Annotated in this window: 16 protein-coding genes; 9 read left to right on the top strand and 7 right to left on the bottom strand. The window is 59.0% G+C overall.

Annotated elements, in window-relative coordinates:
* Positions 1-23: 23 nt before the first annotated feature.
* Positions 24-842 carry a tRNA cyclic N6-threonylcarbamoyladenosine(37) synthase TcdA gene (gene tcdA, locus Q1W15_RS04445; protein ID WP_300723968.1) on the bottom strand — a complete coding sequence of 273 codons (819 nt, stop codon included), beginning with the start codon at positions 840-842 and terminating at the stop codon, positions 24-26.
* Positions 843-1,111: 269 nt separating this feature from the next.
* Between tcdA and Q1W15_RS04440 the strand changes: the two genes are divergently transcribed.
* From Q1W15_RS04440 to Q1W15_RS04425, 4 genes are all read left to right on the top strand, one after another.
* Positions 1,112-3,706: a glycosyltransferase gene (locus tag Q1W15_RS04440; RefSeq protein ID WP_300723951.1), complete on the top strand. Its 2,595-nt coding sequence runs from the start codon at positions 1,112-1,114 to the stop codon at positions 3,704-3,706.
* 148 nt (positions 3,707-3,854) lie between these two features.
* Positions 3,855-5,006, top strand: a complete 1,152-nt coding sequence (gene dapE, locus Q1W15_RS04435; RefSeq protein WP_300723938.1) for a succinyl-diaminopimelate desuccinylase — start codon at positions 3,855-3,857, stop codon at positions 5,004-5,006.
* Entirely contained in the window at positions 5,006-5,815 is an 810-nt protein-coding gene (locus tag Q1W15_RS04430) for a putative RNA methyltransferase (RefSeq protein ID WP_300723920.1), read from the top strand. The genes dapE and Q1W15_RS04430 overlap by 1 nt, the downstream gene beginning before the upstream one ends.
* Positions 5,816-5,894: 79 nt before the next feature.
* Positions 5,895-6,272, top strand: a complete 378-nt coding sequence (locus tag Q1W15_RS04425; protein WP_300723910.1) for a hypothetical protein — start codon at positions 5,895-5,897, stop codon at positions 6,270-6,272.
* Positions 6,273-6,337: 65 nt separating this feature from the next.
* On the opposite strand, the gene Q1W15_RS04420 is transcribed toward Q1W15_RS04425, so the two are convergent.
* Positions 6,338-6,547 carry a cold-shock protein gene (locus Q1W15_RS04420; RefSeq protein WP_300723903.1) on the bottom strand — a complete coding sequence of 70 codons (210 nt, stop codon included), beginning with the start codon at positions 6,545-6,547 and terminating at the stop codon, positions 6,338-6,340.
* A gap of 241 nt (positions 6,548-6,788) precedes the next feature.
* On the opposite strand from Q1W15_RS04420, the gene plsB reads away from it, so the two are divergent.
* From plsB to Q1W15_RS04405, 3 genes are all read left to right on the top strand, one after another.
* Positions 6,789-9,293: a glycerol-3-phosphate 1-O-acyltransferase PlsB gene (plsB, locus tag Q1W15_RS04415; protein WP_300723889.1), complete on the top strand. Its 2,505-nt coding sequence runs from the start codon at positions 6,789-6,791 to the stop codon at positions 9,291-9,293.
* A gap of 129 nt (positions 9,294-9,422) precedes the next feature.
* Positions 9,423-9,824 carry a YbaY family lipoprotein gene (locus tag Q1W15_RS04410; RefSeq protein ID WP_300723876.1) on the top strand — a complete coding sequence of 134 codons (402 nt, stop codon included), beginning with the start codon at positions 9,423-9,425 and terminating at the stop codon, positions 9,822-9,824.
* Between the two features lie 10 nt (positions 9,825-9,834).
* Positions 9,835-10,524, top strand: coding sequence for a DUF4197 domain-containing protein (locus Q1W15_RS04405; RefSeq protein WP_300723862.1), 690 nt, complete (start codon positions 9,835-9,837; stop codon positions 10,522-10,524).
* Between the two features lie 277 nt (positions 10,525-10,801).
* Here Q1W15_RS04405 and Q1W15_RS04400 read toward each other — a convergent pair whose 3' ends face one another.
* Positions 10,802-13,867, bottom strand: coding sequence for an efflux RND transporter permease subunit (locus Q1W15_RS04400; RefSeq protein WP_300723846.1), 3,066 nt, complete (start codon positions 13,865-13,867; stop codon positions 10,802-10,804).
* Positions 13,868-13,872: 5 nt separating this feature from the next.
* Positions 13,873-14,973, bottom strand: a complete 1,101-nt coding sequence (locus Q1W15_RS04395; protein ID WP_300723833.1) for an efflux RND transporter periplasmic adaptor subunit — start codon at positions 14,971-14,973, stop codon at positions 13,873-13,875.
* Positions 14,974-15,061: 88 nt separating this feature from the next.
* Between Q1W15_RS04395 and Q1W15_RS04390 the strand changes: the two genes are divergently transcribed.
* Complete coding sequence (locus Q1W15_RS04390) at positions 15,062-15,700, top strand: TetR/AcrR family transcriptional regulator (protein WP_300723818.1); 639 nt, start codon at positions 15,062-15,064, stop codon at positions 15,698-15,700.
* A gap of 51 nt (positions 15,701-15,751) precedes the next feature.
* Here Q1W15_RS04390 and Q1W15_RS04385 read toward each other — a convergent pair whose 3' ends face one another.
* A complete protein-coding gene (locus Q1W15_RS04385; RefSeq protein WP_300723805.1) occupies positions 15,752-16,534 on the bottom strand; it encodes a class I SAM-dependent methyltransferase in 783 nt (260 codons plus the stop codon).
* Positions 16,535-16,626: 92 nt separating this feature from the next.
* On the opposite strand from Q1W15_RS04385, the gene Q1W15_RS04380 reads away from it, so the two are divergent.
* Positions 16,627-17,247 carry an energy transducer TonB gene (locus tag Q1W15_RS04380; RefSeq protein ID WP_300723792.1) on the top strand — a complete coding sequence of 207 codons (621 nt, stop codon included), beginning with the start codon at positions 16,627-16,629 and terminating at the stop codon, positions 17,245-17,247.
* Here the strand turns inward: Q1W15_RS04380 and Q1W15_RS04375 are convergent.
* Both Q1W15_RS04375 and Q1W15_RS04370 read right to left on the bottom strand, forming a co-directional pair.
* Positions 17,244-18,107 (bottom strand): DUF72 domain-containing protein, encoded by an 864-nt coding sequence (locus Q1W15_RS04375; protein WP_300723779.1) that lies wholly within the window; start codon positions 18,105-18,107, stop codon positions 17,244-17,246. The genes Q1W15_RS04380 and Q1W15_RS04375 overlap by 4 nt on opposite strands.
* The gene (locus Q1W15_RS04370) at positions 18,104-18,400 is read right to left on the bottom strand and encodes a hypothetical protein (protein WP_300723764.1); all 297 of its coding nucleotides are present in this window, start codon (positions 18,398-18,400) and stop codon (positions 18,104-18,106) included. The genes Q1W15_RS04375 and Q1W15_RS04370 overlap by 4 nt, the downstream gene beginning before the upstream one ends.
* Positions 18,401-18,432 lie beyond the last annotated feature (32 nt).

Genomic DNA, 18,432 nt, shown 5'->3' with positions numbered 1-18,432 from the left:
AGACGACGGTTGCGACAACAAGGTCAGGGCGTTGCCTTGACCTTTTCCGAAGGCCGTCGAACGCCCGCCACTATTTTGTCCACCGCCTTGGTGGCCGCCACCATGCCAAACGTGGCCGTCACCATCATCACCGCGCCAAAACCACCCGAGCAGTCGAGTTTCACACCCTCCCCCACAAAGCTCTTCTGCAGGCAAATGCTGCCGTCCGGCTTTGGATAGCGCAGTTGTTCCGTCGAAAACACGCAGGGCACGCTGTAATGACGGGTCACAGTGCGCGAAAAACCGTAATCGCGACGCAATGTCGAACGCACTTTGGAGGCCAGCGGGTCATTGAAGGTGCGGTTCAAGTCACACACCTGAATCAACGTCGGGTCTATTTGCCCCCCCGCGCCGCCCGTGGTGATGATCTGGATTTTGCGGCGCTTGCACCAGGCAATCAGCGCCGCCTTGGCGTTAACACTGTCAATGCAGTCGATCACGCAATCCATGTCCGGGGTGATGTACTGGGCCATGGTCTCGCGCGTCACAAAATCAGCGACGGCATGAACGGTACAGTCCGGGTTGATCTGTCGCAGGCGCTCGGCCATCACCTCGACCTTGTCGCGACCGATCGTCGAGCCCAAGGCGTGCAACTGCCGGTTGGTATTGCTGACGCAGACATCATCCAGGTCGAACAGCGAAATTTCGCCCACGCCGCAGCGGGCAATGGCCTCGGCCGCCCACGACCCAACGCCGCCTACCCCGACAATCGCCACATGCGCCGAGCGCAACCGTTCCATGCCCTCAAGGCCGTACAAACGGGCTACGCCACCAAACCGTGGATCTTCTGTACTCATGACCATCACCCCAAAAACCGGCGCGCATTATAGAGCCCTGTTCACGCCCTGAGTACATTTCCTGCTGGCCATCCGATCAAGCTGCTTTAATACCCTACAAAGCTACAAGACAAGAGCCACAACAATTAAAGAAAGAACTTAAGTCAACATTGACTGCCAAACGCCGGATCTAGGGCTATGCGCTGTACGCTGAGTTAAAGCCCAGTGTAGGATGCGCGCCGTTTGGCACCTGTCGACCGATCTTCGTTCCACTCCTTTTGGAACCCGAAATAGCTATGTCATCGCGTAAATTTGGAATCAACCTGGTGGTGGTGCTGGCGATTGCCGCCCTCTTCACCGGTTTTTGGGCATTAATCAATCGCCCGGTCTCAGCGCCTAACTGGCCAGAGCAGATCTCGGGCTTTTCGTATTCGCCGTTTCAGCAAGGCCAATACCCGCAGAAAGACCAGTACCCGACCGACGATGAAATGCGGCGCGACCTGGAAATTCTCAGCAAGCTCACTGACAACATTCGCACGTACTCGGTCGACGGCACGCTGGGGAACATTCCCAAGTTGGCCGAAGAATTCGGTTTACGCGTGACCCTCGGGATCTGGATCAGCCCCGACCAGGAACGCAACGAACGCGAAATACAGAAAGCCATCGAGTTGGCCAACACCTCGCGCAGCGTAGTGCGCGTGGTGGTCGGTAACGAGGCATTGTTTCGTGAAGAGATCACCCCGGAAGACTTGATCGTATTGCTCGACCGCGTGCGCGCGGCCGTCAAAGTGCCCGTCACCACGTCCGAGCAATGGCACATCTGGGAGAAATACCCGCAACTGGCCAAACATGTCGACTTGATTGCCGCGCACATTTTGCCGTACTGGGAATTTATCCCCATGGACAAAGCCGGCGATTTCGTATTGGAACGCGCCCGCGACCTGAAAAAAATGTTCCCGAAAAAACCGCTGCTGCTGTCGGAAGTGGGCTGGCCCAGCAATGGCCGCATGCGCGGCGGTGCGGACGCCACACCGGCTGACCAGGCCATTTACCTGCGCACGCTGGTGAATACCCTGAACCGTCGCGGCTACAACTACTTTGTGATCGAAGCGTTTGACCAACCCTGGAAGGCCAGCGACGAAGGTTCGGTGGGCGCTTACTGGGGGGTGTACAACGCCGCACGTCAGCAAAAGTTCAACTTTGAAGGCCCGGTAGTGGCCATTCCGCAATGGCGTGTACTGGCCATCGGCTCAGTGGTCATGGGCCTGCTGTCATTGGCCTTGCTGCTGATTGACGGCTCAGCCTTGCGCCAGCGCGGTCGCACCTTCCTGACCTTTACCGCCTTCCTGTGCGGCTCGGCGCTGGTATGGATCGGCTACGACTACAGTCAGCAATACAGCACCTGGTTCAGCCTGACCGTGGGCTTTTTGCTGGGGTTGGGCGCGCTCGGGGTATTTATCGTCCTACTCACCGAAGCCCATGAACTCGCCGAAGCCGTGTGGATTCGCAAACGTCGCCGGGAATTTTTACCCATAGACAGCGAAAACGCCTACCGGCCTAAAGTGTCGATCCATGTGCCGTGCTACAACGAACCGCCGGAGATGGTCAAACAGACCCTCGACGCGCTGGCCAACCTGGATTACCCGGACTTCGAGGTGTTGCTGATCGACAACAACACCAAAGACCCGGCGGTCTGGGAGCCCATTCGCGATTACTGCGCCACCCTTGGCCCGCGCTTCAAGTTCTTCCACGTCAGCCCGTTGGCCGGTTTCAAGGGCGGGGCATTGAACTACCTGATCCCGCACACCGCGCCCGATGCCGAAGTGATTGCCGTAATCGACTCTGATTACTGTGTCGACCCCAACTGGCTCAAGCACATGGTGCCGCACTTTGCCGACCCCAAAATCGCCATCGTGCAGTCGCCTCAGGATTACCGCGACGCGAACGAAAGCACCTTCAAAAAGCTCTGCTACTCGGAATACAAAGGCTTTTTCCACATTGGCATGGTCACCCGCAATGACCGCGATGCAATTATTCAGCACGGCACCATGACCATGACGCGCCGTTCCGTGCTCGAAGAACTTGGCTGGGCAGACTGGTGCATCTGTGAAGATGCCGAACTGGGCTTGCGGGTCTTTGAAAAAGGCTACTCCGCCGCTTATTCCCACAATAGCTATGGCAAAGGGCTGATGCCCGATACCTTTATCGACTTCAAGAAACAGCGATTCCGCTGGGCCTATGGCGCGATTCAGATCATCAAGCGCCATACCTCCAGCTTGATCCGCGGTAAAGACACCCAGTTGACCCGTGGCCAGCGCTACCACTTCCTCGCGGGCTGGCTGCCGTGGGTGGCCGATGGCATGAACATTTTCTTCACCATGGGTGCCCTGTTGTGGTCAGCGGCGATGATTATTGTGCCGACGCGGGTTGACCCGCCGCTGCTGATTTTCGCCATACCGCCCTTGGCCCTGTTTGTGTTCAAGGTGGGCAAAATCATCTTCCTGTACCGCCGTGCCGTAGGCGTTAACCTCAAAGATGCCTTTGCGGCGGCGCTGGCAGGCCTGGCGTTGTCCCATACCATTGCCAAAGCGGTGCTGTACGGATTCTTCACCACCAGCATTCCATTTTTCCGTACACCAAAAAACGCCGACAACCACGGCTTTTGGGTCGCCATCTCGGAAGCACGGGAAGAAGTCTTCATCATGCTGTTGCTTTGGGGCGCAGCGGTGGGGATCTATTTCGTACAAGGCTTGCCGAGCAATGACATGCGGTTCTGGGTGGTCATGCTGCTGGTTCAATCGTTACCGTACCTGGCTGCGCTGATCATGGCCTTTGCCTCGTCGCTGCCTAAACCGGCAACTGAAGCCACGCCGCAACAACCTGCGGCATAAATTGAAAGCAACCTCTAAACGGCGGCCTCTGGTCGCCGTTTTGCTTTAAGATATCCGCCCTTTTGTGCCTGGCCCACATCACCGTGCAAGCACACCTGCACACGATGCAAGCCTGTTTTTTCACACGCCCAGCTTCGGAGTCCACACCATGACGGCCCACGCCGACCTTTCGCCGACCCTGCAACTTGCCTGCGATCTGATCCGTCGCCCTTCCGTGACGCCGATCGACGCCGACTGCCAGAAGCTGATGATGCAGCGTCTGGGGGATGCCGGCTTCACGCTGGAACCGATGCGCATCGAAGACGTGGACAACTTCTGGGCCACCCACGGCAAGCATGACGGCCCCGTACTGTGTTTCGCCGGCCACACCGACGTGGTCCCGACCGGCCCGGTCCAGGCCTGGCAGAACGACCCGTTTGACGCCCTGATCGACGAACACGGCATGCTCTGCGGACGCGGCGCGGCGGACATGAAAGGCAGCCTGGCCGCCATGCTGGTGGCGGCTGAGCGCTTTGTAGCGGACTACCCGGACCACAAGGGTTCGGTTGCATTTTTGATTACCAGCGACGAAGAAGGCCCGGCGCATCACGGCACCAAAGCCGTGGTTGAGCGGTTCGCAGCCCGTAACGAGCGCCTGGACTGGTGCATTGTCGGTGAACCCTCAAGCACCACGCTGGTGGGTGATGTGGTGAAAAACGGCCGCCGTGGTTCGCTGGGGGCCAAACTCACCGTTCGCGGTATTCAGGGCCATGTGGCTTACCCGCATCTGGCAAAAAACCCGATCCACCTGGCCGCACCGGCTTTGGCTGAACTGGCCGCTGAGCATTGGGACGACGGCAACGCATTCTTTCCGCCGACCAGCTTCCAGATCTCCAACCTCAATTCGGGTACCGGCGCAACCAACGTGATCCCGGGCGACCTGGTGGCGGTATTCAACTTCCGCTTCTCCACCGAATCCACCGTCGAAGGCCTGCAACAACGCGTCGCGGACATCCTCGACAAGCATGGCCTGGATTGGCACATCGATTGGGCGTTGTCCGGCCTGCCTTTCCTGACCGAACCCGGCGCGCTGCTGGACGCCGTATCGTCGAGCATCAAGCACGTCACCGGCCGTGACACCCAGGCATCCACCAGCGGGGGAACGTCGGACGGGCGCTTTATCGCCACCCTCGGTACACAGGTTGTGGAACTGGGGCCGGTCAACGCGACTATCCACCAGGTCAACGAGCGGGTGCTGGCCAGTGACCTCGACGTACTCACCGAAATCTACTACCAAACCTTGATCAAGTTGCTCGCCTGATGCTTGCCTGCCCTATCTGTAGCGAACCGCTGAATGCGGTCGATAATGGCGTGGCCTGCCCGGCGGGCCACCGCTTCGACCGTGCGCGTCAGGGGTACTTGAACCTGCTGCCGGTCCAGCACAAAAACAGTCGCGATCCGGGTGATAACCAGGCCATGGTGGAAGCCCGCCGTGACTTTCTGAATGCCGGTCATTACGCGCCTGTGGCCAAGCGCCTGGCAGACCTCGCCGCTGAACGCGCCCCTCAACGCTGGCTCGATATCGGCTGTGGCGAGGGTTATTACACCGCGCAAATCGCCGAGGCTCTGCCTGATGCCGACGGCTATGCGCTGGATATTTCCCGCGAAGCCGTCAAGCGTGCCTGCAAACGTAACCCGGCACTGACCTGGCTGATTGCAAGCATGGCTCGCGTGCCCCTTGCCGACGCGAGTTGCCAGTTTTTGGCCAGCGTGTTCAGCCCGCTGGACTGGCTCGAAGCCAAGCGCCTGCTCACCCCCGGCGGGGGGTTGATGCGTGTGGGCCCTACCCGCGGTCACTTGATGGAATTGCGCGAACGCCTGTATGACGAAGTCCGCGATTACGCCGACGACAAGCACCTGGCATTGGTGCCCGAGGGCATGCAGTTACAACACAGCGAAACATTGGCGTTCACGCTGCACCTGAGCCAACCCCAGGACCGTGCCAACCTGCTGGCCATGACGCCCCACGGCTGGCGTGCCAGTGCCGAGCGTCGGGCCCAGGTCATCGAGCACCCTGAGCCGTTAATCGTCACAGTGTCGATGCGCTACGACTATTTCGTGCTTCAATAATCCACTTTACGGCCAAGGGCACGCGCCCTTGGCCCGACTAATCCGCGAATGGATTTTTCAGACCACAGTGAGGGCATCCATGCGCCAACCCGATATCGAGATTTACCTGAAAGAAGCCAAAGCCGGCCATGAGCACGTCGTCGAATGGCTTTCACAAGCCCTCGGCCCTTGCACACCGTGGGTGAAGAAGGGTCAGGTCTGGAAATGCACTGCCGGTGGCATCGCCGTCACCTGGATGCCAAATGCCGTCGGCAAATGGAACAGCCTGTTCCTGGACAGCGACCAGACGCCTTGGGATGACGATATCGCCTGTGCCCAGGCGGCGTTTAAAGCCCTGAACGTCGAAGTGCGTTGCGCACCGGGCACGTGGGAAGAAGAACAAGGCGAAGCGGATGCCGATCGCTGGATCCGCATCAGTGAAGACGGCCAGGAAGAAATCACCTGGAAAACCACCTGACCCCCCTGTAGGCGCGAGTTTGCTCGCGCTCTTTTAAAAGCTCGCACCTACAGAAGGTCAAACCGTTAGAGCCCTACCACATCTTCAGCCTGAAACCCTTTGTCACCGGTGACACGGGTGTATTCAACCTGCTGGCCTTCAGCCAGGCTGCGGTGGCCTTCACCGCGAATGGCGCGGTAATGCACGAACACGTCCCCGCCATTCTCACCTTGAATAAAACCGTAGCCCTTGGCGTCGTTGAACCATTTCACACTGCCCGTAGAACGCGTTGTCATGGATGCTTCCCCTTTTTTATTGTTTGAGTGGGCTCGACTGTTAGCCCGTTAAGAACTTTCGTCCGAACTTACCTTTTTAAGATCAGGTCTTACGCAACATGACGAAAGATCACCGAGTATAAGACAGCGCGAAAAACACTCAATCAATATTAGTTCGCTGCCTTTTTGCCGATTTTCCGCAGATACTGCAAACTACGGGCCCGAGTAAACACTCGTTTTAATCCTCTAACGCAGAAGCCGTATGACTCCATCTCCTCTCCACCGCCTTGTATTTGGTGCCCTGCGGCGCTTGCTTTACCTGTGGGTGCGCTCGGAGACGATTAATCAGTCGTCCCTGTCCCTGAACCTGGACCGTAGCCGGCCAGTGTTCTACGTATTGCAGTCGCCCTCACTGACCGAACTGGCGGTAATCGACACCGAATGCACCAAGGCTGGCCTGCCGCGCCCCGTACTGGCGGTGGCCGTAGGCCAGAGCATCGAGCCGGCGGCTTTCTTCTACCTGACCCCCGCGCCCGACTGGCTGGGCCGCCAGGATAAACGCGGCGCACCGCCCACCTTGACCCGCCTGGTCGATGGCCTGACCCACAACCCGAGCGAAGATGCGCAAATCATCCCCGTCAGTGTGTTTTGGGGCCAGTCGCCCGACAGTGAGTCCAGCCCCTGGAAGTTGCTGTTTGCTGACAGCTGGGCGGTGACCGGGCGTTTGCGCCGCTTGCTGCGCATCCTGATTCTGGGCCGCAAAACCCGCGTGCAGTTCTCAGCACCCATCCATTTGCGTGAGCTTGTCGACCTAAACAAAGGCCATGAACGCACAGTGCGCATGGCTCAACGTATTTTGCGGGTGCATTTTCGCAACTTGAAAACCACAGTGATTGGGCCCGACCTGTCACACCGCCGCAACTTGGTGAAAGGGCTGGTCAACGAACCCGCTGTACGTCAGGCGATCCTTGATGAAGCCCAGCGTGAAAACATCACGCCAGAAAAAGCCAAAGCCCAGGCACTGCGCTACGCCAACGAAATCGCCTCGGATTACACCTACACCGCGATTCGCTTTTTCGAAGTGATACTGAGCTGGTTCTGGAACAAGATCTACGATGGGGTCAAGGTCAGCCATATCAAAGGTGTGCAAAACGTCGCCCCCGGCCACGAGATCATCTACGTACCGTGCCATCGCAGCCATATCGACTATTTGCTGCTGTCCTACCTGTTGTTCCGCAATGGCCTGACACCGCCGCACGTCGCCGCGGGCATTAACCTGAACATGCCGGTGATTGGCAGTTTGCTGCGCCGTGGCGGCGCTTTTTTCATGCGCCGCACCTTCAAGGGCAACCCGCTGTACACCTCGGTGTTCAACGAGTACATGCACACCCTGTTCACCAAAGGCTTCCCCGTGGAGTACTTCGTCGAGGGCGGACGTTCGCGAACCGGGCGCATGCTGCAACCGAAAACCGGGATGCTGGCCATCACCTTGCGCAGTTTCTTGCGCTCATCACGCACACCGATTGTGTTTGTACCCGTCTACATCGGCTACGAGCGTGTGCTTGAAGGCCGTACCTACCTCGGAGAGCTGCGCGGGGCGAGCAAGAAAAAGGAATCGATCTTCGATATTTTCAAAGTCATCGGTGCCCTTAAGAAGCAGAAATTTGGCCAGGTTGCCGTCAACTTTGGCGAGCCGATCAAGCTCGCCGAGTTTCTTGACCAGGAACAACCCGGCTGGCGCCAGCAAGCGTTGGCACCGGAATACCGGCCGGAGTGGTTGAGCGCCACCACCCATCACCTGGGTGAGAAAGTGGCCCGCCACTTGAATGAAGCCGCCGCCATCAACCCGGTCAACCTGGTTGCGCTGGCGCTGCTGTCCACCAGCCGGCTGGCCCTGGACGACCGGGCCATGGCCCGGGTGCTGGACTTGTACCTGGCCCTGCTGCGCCGTGTGCCCTATTCGCCCCACACCACCCTGCCCGAGGGCGATGGCCGGGCGCTGATCGAACACGTCAAGGCAATGAACCTGCTGTCAGAGCAAAGCGATGCGCTGGGTAAAATTCTTTACCTGGACGAGCAGAATGCGGTGCTGATGACGTACTACCGCAACAACGTGCTGCATATTTTTGCGCTGCCCGCGTTGCTGGCCAGTTTCTTCCAAAGCAGTTCGCGCATGACCCGCGAGCAAATCCTGCGTTATACCCACGCGCTGTACCCGTACCTGCAATCGGAGTTGTTTATCCGCTGGCCACGCAATGAACTGGACAGCATCGTCGACCAATGGCTCACCGCCTTTGTCGAACAGGGCCTGTTGCGGTTTGAGAACGACGTGTACCTGCGCCCGGCCCCCAGCTCACGCCACTTTGTGCTGCTGACGCTGCTGTCAAAAAGCATCGCGCAGACCCTACAGCGCTTCTATATGGCCATTTCACTGCTGCTCAACAGTGGCCAGAACACCTTGAGCGCCGAGGAACTGGAAGATCTGTGCACCATGATGGCCCAGCGCCTGTCGATTCTGCATGGGCTCAATGCACCCGAGTTCTTCGACAAGAGCCTGTTCCGCCACTTTATCGAGACCTTGCTCGAAGAAGACGTCTTGCGCCGCGATGCCAATGGCAAGTTGAGCTACCACGAACTGCTCGGCGAACTGGCCGAGGGTGCGGCCAAACGCGTGTTGCCCGCCGAAATTCGCCTGTCCATTCGTCAAGTGGCGTTGCACCGGGCAGAAGATGCCGCTGACACCCCGCAAGTGGCCGATCCGCACTGAAAAGGGCAGAGGGCAGAGCGCAGAGCAGCAAAGGCCTGGGCAAAACCCGGGCCGCGGGGAAACAGTCAGCCCGTGCAATCCAACCCGGTGTGAAATACCTTAACCAGACATGAAACGGAGCTTCTCACGATGAAAAAAATAGCACTGCTGAGCCTCACCGCCCTGCTCGGCGCTTGCAGCTCAATGGCCCCGGCCCCGAAAGCCACCCTCGACGGCGAAGTGTATTACCTACAGCGCATTGCTCTTCCTCCGACTGCTACGCTGGAAGTAAGCCTGCAGGACGTTTCACTGGCTGACGCACCCGCCGTGACACTGGCCACGCAAAGTGGCCCCGTCAACGGGCAGGTGCCTTTGCCGTTCCACCTGACCTACGACCCTGCACAGGTCAAATCTGGCCATACCTACGCCATCAGCGCCCGCATTGAAGATAATGGCCAATTGTTGTTTATCACCACAGAACGCAACAGCATTGATTTGAATGCCAAACACCTGCAACCGATCCGGTTGCGTGTTAATCAAGTCACTCAATAAGGAAACGGCCATGGTGCGCCCGACTCTACGACTGGCGGGGCTGTGTGTAAGCCTCTTGATCTCGGCCAACGCTTTGGCGGTGTCACTCAGCGACCTGTCGCAGAAAGACGCCACCGGCGGCCTCAAAGACGCCCTGACCCAAGGCGCGCAGATTGCGGTGAAACAACTGGGCACACCTGGCGGTTTCAGCAATAACCCCGAGGTGAAAATCGAATTGCCGGGCAACCTTGGCAAAGTGGCGAACAAAATGCGGCAGTTCGGGATGGGCACTCAAGTGGATGAGCTTGAGAGCAGCATGAACAAAGCCGCTGAAGCCGCTGTGCCGCAGGCTCAGGCCCTGCTGGTGAATGCGGTGAAAAACATGACCGTATCCGATGCCAAGGGCATTTTGACCGGCGGCCAGGACTCGGCCACGCAGTACCTGAACAAAAGCAGCCGCGAACAGATACGCGCCAAGTTCTTGCCCATCGTGAAACAGGCCACCGACAAAGTCGGCCTGGCCCAGCAATACAACGCATTTGCCGGGCAAGCCGCCGCACTGGGAGTGATGCAAAATAAAAACGCCACCATCGAAAGCTATGTGACCGAACAGGCATTGAACGGTTTATTCGAGATGATCGGCAAACAGGAAGAAAACATCCGCCAAAACCCGGCTGCCGCCGCCACCAGCTTGGCGAAAAAGGTGTTTGGCACCCTGTAAACACCTGTAGCAGGGGCCGCGCTGTCGTTCAGCAGCCAGATCCATTGCTGCGGTTACGGCCACCTAAGGCTCCGGCTTTACGCCGTGGGCCGCCGCGATCGGCCTCCTTGGCCGTGTCGCGGCTAACCCGGCATCCTGCCGGGTTACCCACTGCGCAAAACCTGCGTTCAGCCAGCGTGGCTTAAGGGGGCCCTTTAGATCAAAAGCCAGATCAAAAGATCACGAGCAAGCTCGTTCCTACAAACTCTGCCATCCATAGGAGCAGTCGTGTTGTGGCTCAATGTTTTTTCACCTTGAACCACGCCGCATACAAGGCCGGCAGAAACAGCAAGGTCAAGGCAGTCGCCACGATCAAGCCGCCCATGATCGCAACCGCCATCGGCCCGAAAAACACGCTACGGGACAACGGGATCATCGCCAGCACCGCCGCCAGGGCCGTCAGTACAATGGGGCGGAACCGGCGCACGGTCGCTTCAATAATCGCCTGCCACGGATCAAGCCCCGCCGCTTTGTCCTGTTCGATCTGATCCACCAGGATGACGGAGTTACGCATGATCATCCCGGACAAGGCGATAGTGCCCAGCATCGCGACAAACCCAAACGGCTTGCCAAACGCCAGGAGGAACAGCGTGACACCGATCAAGCCCAGCGGCGCGGTCAGGAACACCATGACCATGCGCGAGAAACTGCGCAATTGCACCATCAGCAAGGTCAACACCACCACGATAAACAAGGGCACACCGGCCTTCACTGAGTCCTGCCCGCGCGTTGAGTCTTCGACCGTACCGCCCACTTCCAGCAAGTAACCATCCGGCAGTTCGGCACGCACGTCTTGCAAGGTCGGCAGAATCTGCTCGACCAGCGTGGCCGGTTGCTCCTTGCCGTAAATATCGGCACGCACTGTAACGGTCGGCAGGCGATTGCGGTGCCAGATAATGCCCTCTTCAAAGCCATATTCCAGGGTCACGATCTGCGACAAGGCGACGCTTTGGCCATTCTCGGTCGGCACGGCCAGGCTGGGCAGTAGCGACAGGTCGGCACGTTCCTGAGGCGTGCCACGCAACAAGATTTCGATCAACTCGTTGTCTTCGCGATACTGGCTCACAGCGGAACCGCGCAAGGTGCTCTGCAGGAAGCGCGACAGGTTAGCTGTGCTCACGCCCAACGCCCGTGCACGGTCCTGATCAATGGTGAGGTACACCACTTTGCTCGGTTCCTCCCAGTCCAGGTGCACGTTGACGACATAAGGATTTTCCCGAACCTTGGCTGCCACTTTTCGGGCCAACGCACGCACCTCTTCGATGTGCTCGCCCGTCACCCTGAACTGCACCGGGTACCCCACGGGAGGGCCGTTTTCAAGGCGAGTGACCCGCGAGCGCACTTCAGGGAACTGCTCGTTAAGGGTTTCGATCAGCCAGGTGCGCAAACTTTCCCGAGCCTCGATAGTGTCTGCCAGGACAACAAACTGGGCAAAGCTGGCCGCGGGCAGTTGTTGGTCCAACGGCAAGTAATAGCGCGGCGAACCGGTGCCGGCGTAAGCCACATAATTGACAATCCCCGGATGGTCCTTGAGCAAGGCTTCGAGGCGCTGTACCTGTTCAGTGGTGTTGCTCAACGAGGCACCTTCGGCCAGTTTAAGATCGACCATCAGTTCCAGGCGGCTCGAGGCCGGGAAAAACTGCTGCGGGACAATTTTGAACAGCGCCACCGAGCCCATAAACAGCAACACGGTCAACGTGATCACAGTCTTGCGGCGGCGTACGCACCACTCCACTACCCGCCTTACGCGCTGATAGAACGGTGTACCGTAAGGGTCATGCGCGCCCGCGTCAGTGCCGTGCTTGGCCGCATGGATTTTCGCCAGATCCGGCAGCAGCAACGCCCCCAAGTACGGCACAAACACCACGGCCGCGACCCAGGACGCCAGCAGCGCAAGGGTCACCACCTGGAAAATCGAACGGGTGTATTCGCCCGTGCTCGACTGCGCCATCGCAATCGGCAGAAAACCTGCCGCCGTGATCAACGTACCGGTGAGCATCGGAAAAGCCGTGCTGGTCCAGGCGAAACTCGCGGCCCTGAAGCGGTCGTAGCCCTGCTCCATTTTGATCGCCATCATTTCCACGGCGATGATGGCGTCGTCCACCAACAGCCCGAGCGCCAGCACCAGCGCCCCCAAGGAAATCTTGTGCAAGCCGATGCCCAAGTAATACATGCTGGCAAAGGTCATGGCCAACACCAGCGGAATGGTCAGCGCAACCACCATGCCGGTGCGCACACCGAGGGAGAAAAAGCTCACCAGCAGCACGATGGCCAACGCTTCCACCAGCACCTGCACAAACTCGCCAACACTGGTTTTCACCGCTGCCGGCTGGTCTGACACCTTGCTCAGTTGCATGCCCGCCGGCAGGTGCTTGCGGATCCGCTCGAACTCAACCTCCAGCGCTTTACCCAGCACCAGAATATCGCCGCCGTCCTTCATTGCGACGGCCAGGCCAATGGCATCTTGCCCCATAAAACGCATGCGTGGTGCAGGCGGGTCATTAAAGCCACGGCGCACATCGGCCACATCGCTGATACGGAACGTGCGGTCACCAACACGAATCGGGAAGCGCTCAATGTCCTCGACCGTCTTGAAGTTACCGCTGACGCGCAATTGCACCCGCTCCGTCGGCGTCTCGAAGAAACCTGCCGTCGACACGGCGTTTTGCTCTTGCAGGGCTTTTTGCACCGCGTCGAGCGGCAAGCCCAGGGTCGCGAGTTTGAGGTTGGACAGTTCGATCCAGATTTTTTCGTCTTGCAGGCCCAGCAGTTCGACCTTGCCGACATCTTTGACCCTTTGCAGCTGGATCTGGATGCGGTCGGCGTAGTCTTTGAGCACCGCGTAGTCGTAGCCGTCGCCGCTCAGGCTGTAGATATTGCCGAATGTGGTGCCGAATTCATCATTGAAAAAAGGCCCCTGAACCCCCGCAGGCAAGGTGTACTGGATATCGGCAATCTTCTTGCGCACCTGATACCACAGCTCCGGCACATCAGCGGAGTGCATGGAATCGCGGGCCATAAAGGTCACTTGCGACTCGCCAGGGCGCGAGAACGAGACAATGCGCTCGTACTCGCCGGTCTCCATCAGCTTCTTTTCGATACGTTCGGTGACCTGACGCGACACTTCTTCTGCCGTCGCACCAGGCCATAGCGTGCGAATGACCATCGCTTTGAACGTGAACGGCGGATCTTCGCTTTGCCCTAACTTTGTGTAGGACAACGCGCCGACAACGGCTACCAGCAACATCAAAAACAGCACGATCTGGCGATTGCGCAACGCCCAGGCAGAAAGGTTAAAACCCATCGGGATTACTCCTTGGCTGCCACGTTAATCGTGCGATTGGAGCGATCAACCGGCCGCACCTGCTGACCTTGATGCAACACATGCACCCCGGCCGCGACGATCCAGTCTTCAGGTTTCAGGCCTTCCAGCACCGGCACGGTTTTCTCGCCATAAGGGCCCACACGCACAGGCACCTGTTCAAGCGTGTTGCCTGGCCCGACACGCCACACATAGGTGGCCCCATTTTCAGCACTCAACGCCGACAGCGGCACCGACAGCACGCCCCCGCTCTCACTTTCAATAAACACGCGGGCGCTTTGCCCCAGCTCGGCCGGTACTTTGCCCGCCGTAAAGGCAATTCGGGCAGCGAAGGTGCGTGATTTCGGGTCGGCTGACGGTGACAGTTCACGAATCTGCCCCGTCAAACGCTGGCCGGGTTGCGACCACAACTCAACCGATACCGGCACGCCAATCTTGAAGCGGCCAAAATCGTTTTCCGGCAGGCTGATCAGCACTTCACGCTCGCCGTCGGCCGCCAGGGTAAAGACTGTTTGGCCAGCTGCAACCACTTGCCCGACCTCAACCTGGCGCTGTGCAATCACCCCATCCTGCGGGGCGCGCAACACGGCATAACTGGCCTTATTGCGCGCCACATCCTGTTCGGCCTTAAGCTGCTGAAGCCTGGCCTCGCCAGAGCGGTACTGGTTTTCGGCGTTATCGAACTGGGAGCGGCTGACCATCTGCCGGTCCAGCAAGGTTTTGTAGCGGTCACGTTCTGCCCGCACCAGGTTCAAATTGGCCTGGCCGGCAGCCACTTGGGCACGGGTCGACTCCAGTTGCAGGCGCACGTCCTGTGAGTCCAGTTCGGCCAGAGGCTGGTTGGCCTTGACCCGCTCACCCTCATCCACCAGGCGCCGGGCCACCTTGCCGCCGATACGGAAGGCTAACTGCGGATCAAATCGCGCCCGCACTTCACCGGGGTAACTTTGATTCGCCTGAGCCGAGGGCTGGGGCTGGATGACCACCGCCGGGCTGATACTGGTTTGGGGCGGCTCTTCATGCCCGCATGCCGACAGTAAAAACATCAGACACACAGGCACAGCGCGGGGCAAGGCATGGCGCAACATGGAGATGACCTTTCGCTAATGAGGCTTGGAATACTTATACTGGCACTATGTTATTAATCCTAAACTCACCAGTCCAGTAATAACGGAAATGTCTGACAAACCTTTACCTCTGAATGCCCCAGGGCGCCCCAAGGACATGGCCAAGCGCCAAGCGATCCTTGATGCCGCCAAATCGCTGTTTTTGACCCACGGCTATGCCAACACCAGCATGGACGCGGTCGCGGGCCTGGCCGGGGTGTCAAAGCTGACGGTCTACAGCCATTTCACCGACAAGGAGACGCTGTTTTCTTCAGCGATCCTGGCCAAATGCTCGGAACAATTGCCGGATTTGTTCTTTGACCTGCCGCACGGCGTGCCGATTGAAACGGTGCTACTCGCCATTGGCCGGGGATTTCTGGCGCTGATCAACAGCGAAGAGTCGATCAACCTGCATCGATTGATGGTGACGCTGGGTAGCCAGGACCCGAAGCTGTCCCAAATATTCTTTGAGGCAGGGCCAGAGCGGGTGGTGATGGAGATGGAGCGCTTGCTCAATAAAATTCATCAGACCGGCGCGCTACACATTGAGGGGGCACATTACGCGGCAGAGCACTTTTTTTGCATGCTCAAGGGGTCGCCGAACTTTCGCCTGCTTTACGGCTACGGCGGGGTGCTGACCGCCGAAGAAGCCGAGGCGCATGTACAGGAAGTGGTCGCTGTCTTTACGCGGGCTTATCGGCCTGCCTGAAACGCTCGCAAGCTCACGCCCCAGCAGGCGCGAACGTGCTCGCGACCTGTATCAGGGTTTCAACGCTTTCTTCGGGTAAATATCGTAACGGCTCGATTTACCATCCAGCGCATGGCTTGGCTTGGGCCCCGCAATGCACGGAGCCTTGCGCGGGCGTTTGACCACCACGCGATGGCTCGCCAAGGCCAAGGCGGCTTCCAGCAACGCCGGGGCATCGTTGTCATCCCCCACCAACGGCCGGAACAAACGCATTTCCTTCTTCACCAGCGCGGTTTTCTCACGATGGGGAAACATCGGGTCCAGGTAGATTACCTGGGGCGGTTCGCCTTCCCAGTCGCGCATCACGTCAATTGAATTGCCTTTGAGCAAGCGCATGCGCGACACAATGGGAGCCACTTCGTCGTCGCTCAAGCCACGGCGCAAGCCATCTTCCAACAGTGCACCGATCAAGGGCTGGCGTTCGATCAGGCTCATTTCACAGCCCAGGCTGGCGAGTACAAACGCGTCCTTGCCCAGGCCCGCCGTGGCATCCAGCACACGGGGGCGCACGCCTTGCTGGATGCCGACGGCCTTGGCAATCATCTGCCCGGTGCCGCCGCCAAACAAACGCCGATGCGCCGCGCCGCCCTCCACGAAATCGACCCGCACCGGGCCCGGAGCATCAGGGCCCAGTTGCTGTAGCTGCAAGCCTTGGTCACCCACTTGCAGGGCGAACTCCGCGTCGGCCACCTCTAAAGGCAACCCCAGGCGCTCAGCCCACTGCTCGGCTGAAGCCTGATGGGCCTCACCCAACGCCTCGACTTTGATACAACAGCCCGCTGCTTGCTCACTCATTGAAACCACGCTCAAAAATTTAATGATCGGCAAACGCTGCCGATAAATGACATATCCCGCATTTTGCCAGAGCTGGGCGTCGTCCGAGAGCTATGTCAGACATTCATTCTACTTCCATCGGCTTTATCGCCCCACTTGGCGACTTTGGCCGGCACAATTCCCAGGTCACGGGCAGTGTCAATCACCTGTGGAAGGACTTCTACGCCCAAGCGTTGGCGGAACAGGCCGAAGCGGGCGATTTCCCCGCGCCCGATACCTCGGTGCTGCAAGTGGATGAAAACACCGAGCCACCCGGGGGCAACGATGTACTGGGCAGTATCGTGACCCAGCGTCATTGCGACGTACAGGACACCGAACTGCGCCCACCTGAAGCGCTGTTTTTGCCCATCGCCGAATTCGAACTGGATTTGCTGCCCCCGCCGGCACCGCCCTTCTCCAGCGAAGCCTTGGCTGAACAACAGCACCAGCAAGACCTCGACAACAGTTGGAGACGGCCGCTCGTCATGGCACAAGGTCACCCGCTGCCAGCACCGGGTCCCGGCCAGGAGCCGCGCCCCTTGCACCTGCCCATCGCCGAATTGGAGCTGGACTTGCTACCCCCGCCCGCCGAACCGTTCGATGCACTGACCCTGATCGAACAGCAACGGGCGATGGACTTCGACCTGGGCTGGGCACGGCCGCTGGTCGTCAACAACCTGCGCCTGGCCGCTTAAAGCAGCCCCAACTGTTCGGTGGTTTGGGGCGCATGCAACTGCGCCAGCTCGGGCAACCCCGGTAAACGTTCACTCAATTGCTGATGAAAACGCCGCGCCAGTTCCGGCGCACGGTGATTGTCCGGCGTGTGTAAAAACACATAAGGCGTGCGCCCTTCTTCGATCCAGCTCGCCACTTTCTCGACCCAAGGCCGCAAGTAAGGGTCATTGGCCTCCAGTTCCGGGCGACCGATAAAACGCACCTGCGGGAAGCGGGTAAACGCGGCCGGGCGTGGCGGCACCCTGGGCTTTTTCGATTGCGCGTGCAACACCGCCGGGGCCGTTGACGCGCAACTGAACAAGGCACGCGGGTCCAGACAAATACGTTCAACCCCACGGTCCATGAGCACACGGTTGAGCAGCCGTTCTTCATCACCCTTGGCAAAGAACGCCGGGTGACGCACTTCCACCGCCAACTCACGGCCCAGCGTGTCTATAAAGCTCACCAGCTCAGCCAAACGCTGTGGGCCAAAGCTCGCTGGCAGTTGTAGCCAAAAAGGCGCTACACGCACTCCCAAAGGCTTCAGAAGCCGCAGGAAGTCTTCGGCTGCGTGCTGTTGCTCTCGCAAATCACCGCCATGGCTGATTTCCCTTGGGAACTTGGCTGTTAAGCGGAAATGCTCGGGCACACTCTGGGCCCAGCGCTCGACGGTAGCGGGCGCGGGCCGGGCGTAGAACGTGGTGTTGCCTTCGACGGCGTTGAACACTTGGGCGTACAGGTTGAGAAAATCGGTTTGGCGGGCATTCTGCGGGTACAACCCTTCGCGCCAGGCGGTGTCGCTCCAGGACGGGCAACCCAGGTAATAAGGAAGGAGCTTCAAATGTACAGATCCAGCCCTAGCACTTCGGTTTCCCAGTCGACAAAACCTGCTGTTGTCAGGTAACTGGCCAGAGCACTGGCTGCACTTTTACTCATGGCGCGCTGGAAGATCATGTCTTGGGAGCGTACCGGCAACTGGCTGATGCGTTCAACGGATGGCCGCGAACGGGCCGGCTGAGGCGTATTGTCAGGAGCTTCTTCACTGTCTTGCACCGCGTCATCAATCTGCGTCTTGCCTTGGCGAGGCTTACGCTTGATGGGGGGGGACTGTGAGGAAAAACCGTCAATACGCATACAGGCAAGCTCGGTAACAATAATAGCAATTT

It is taken from the genome of Pseudomonas sp., assembly GCF_030150285.1.
GTDB lineage: Bacteria > Pseudomonadota > Gammaproteobacteria > Pseudomonadales > Pseudomonadaceae > Aquipseudomonas.
The sequence above is the reverse complement of the archived record's forward strand: the minus strand, read 5'-3'. Positions and strand labels throughout refer to the sequence as shown.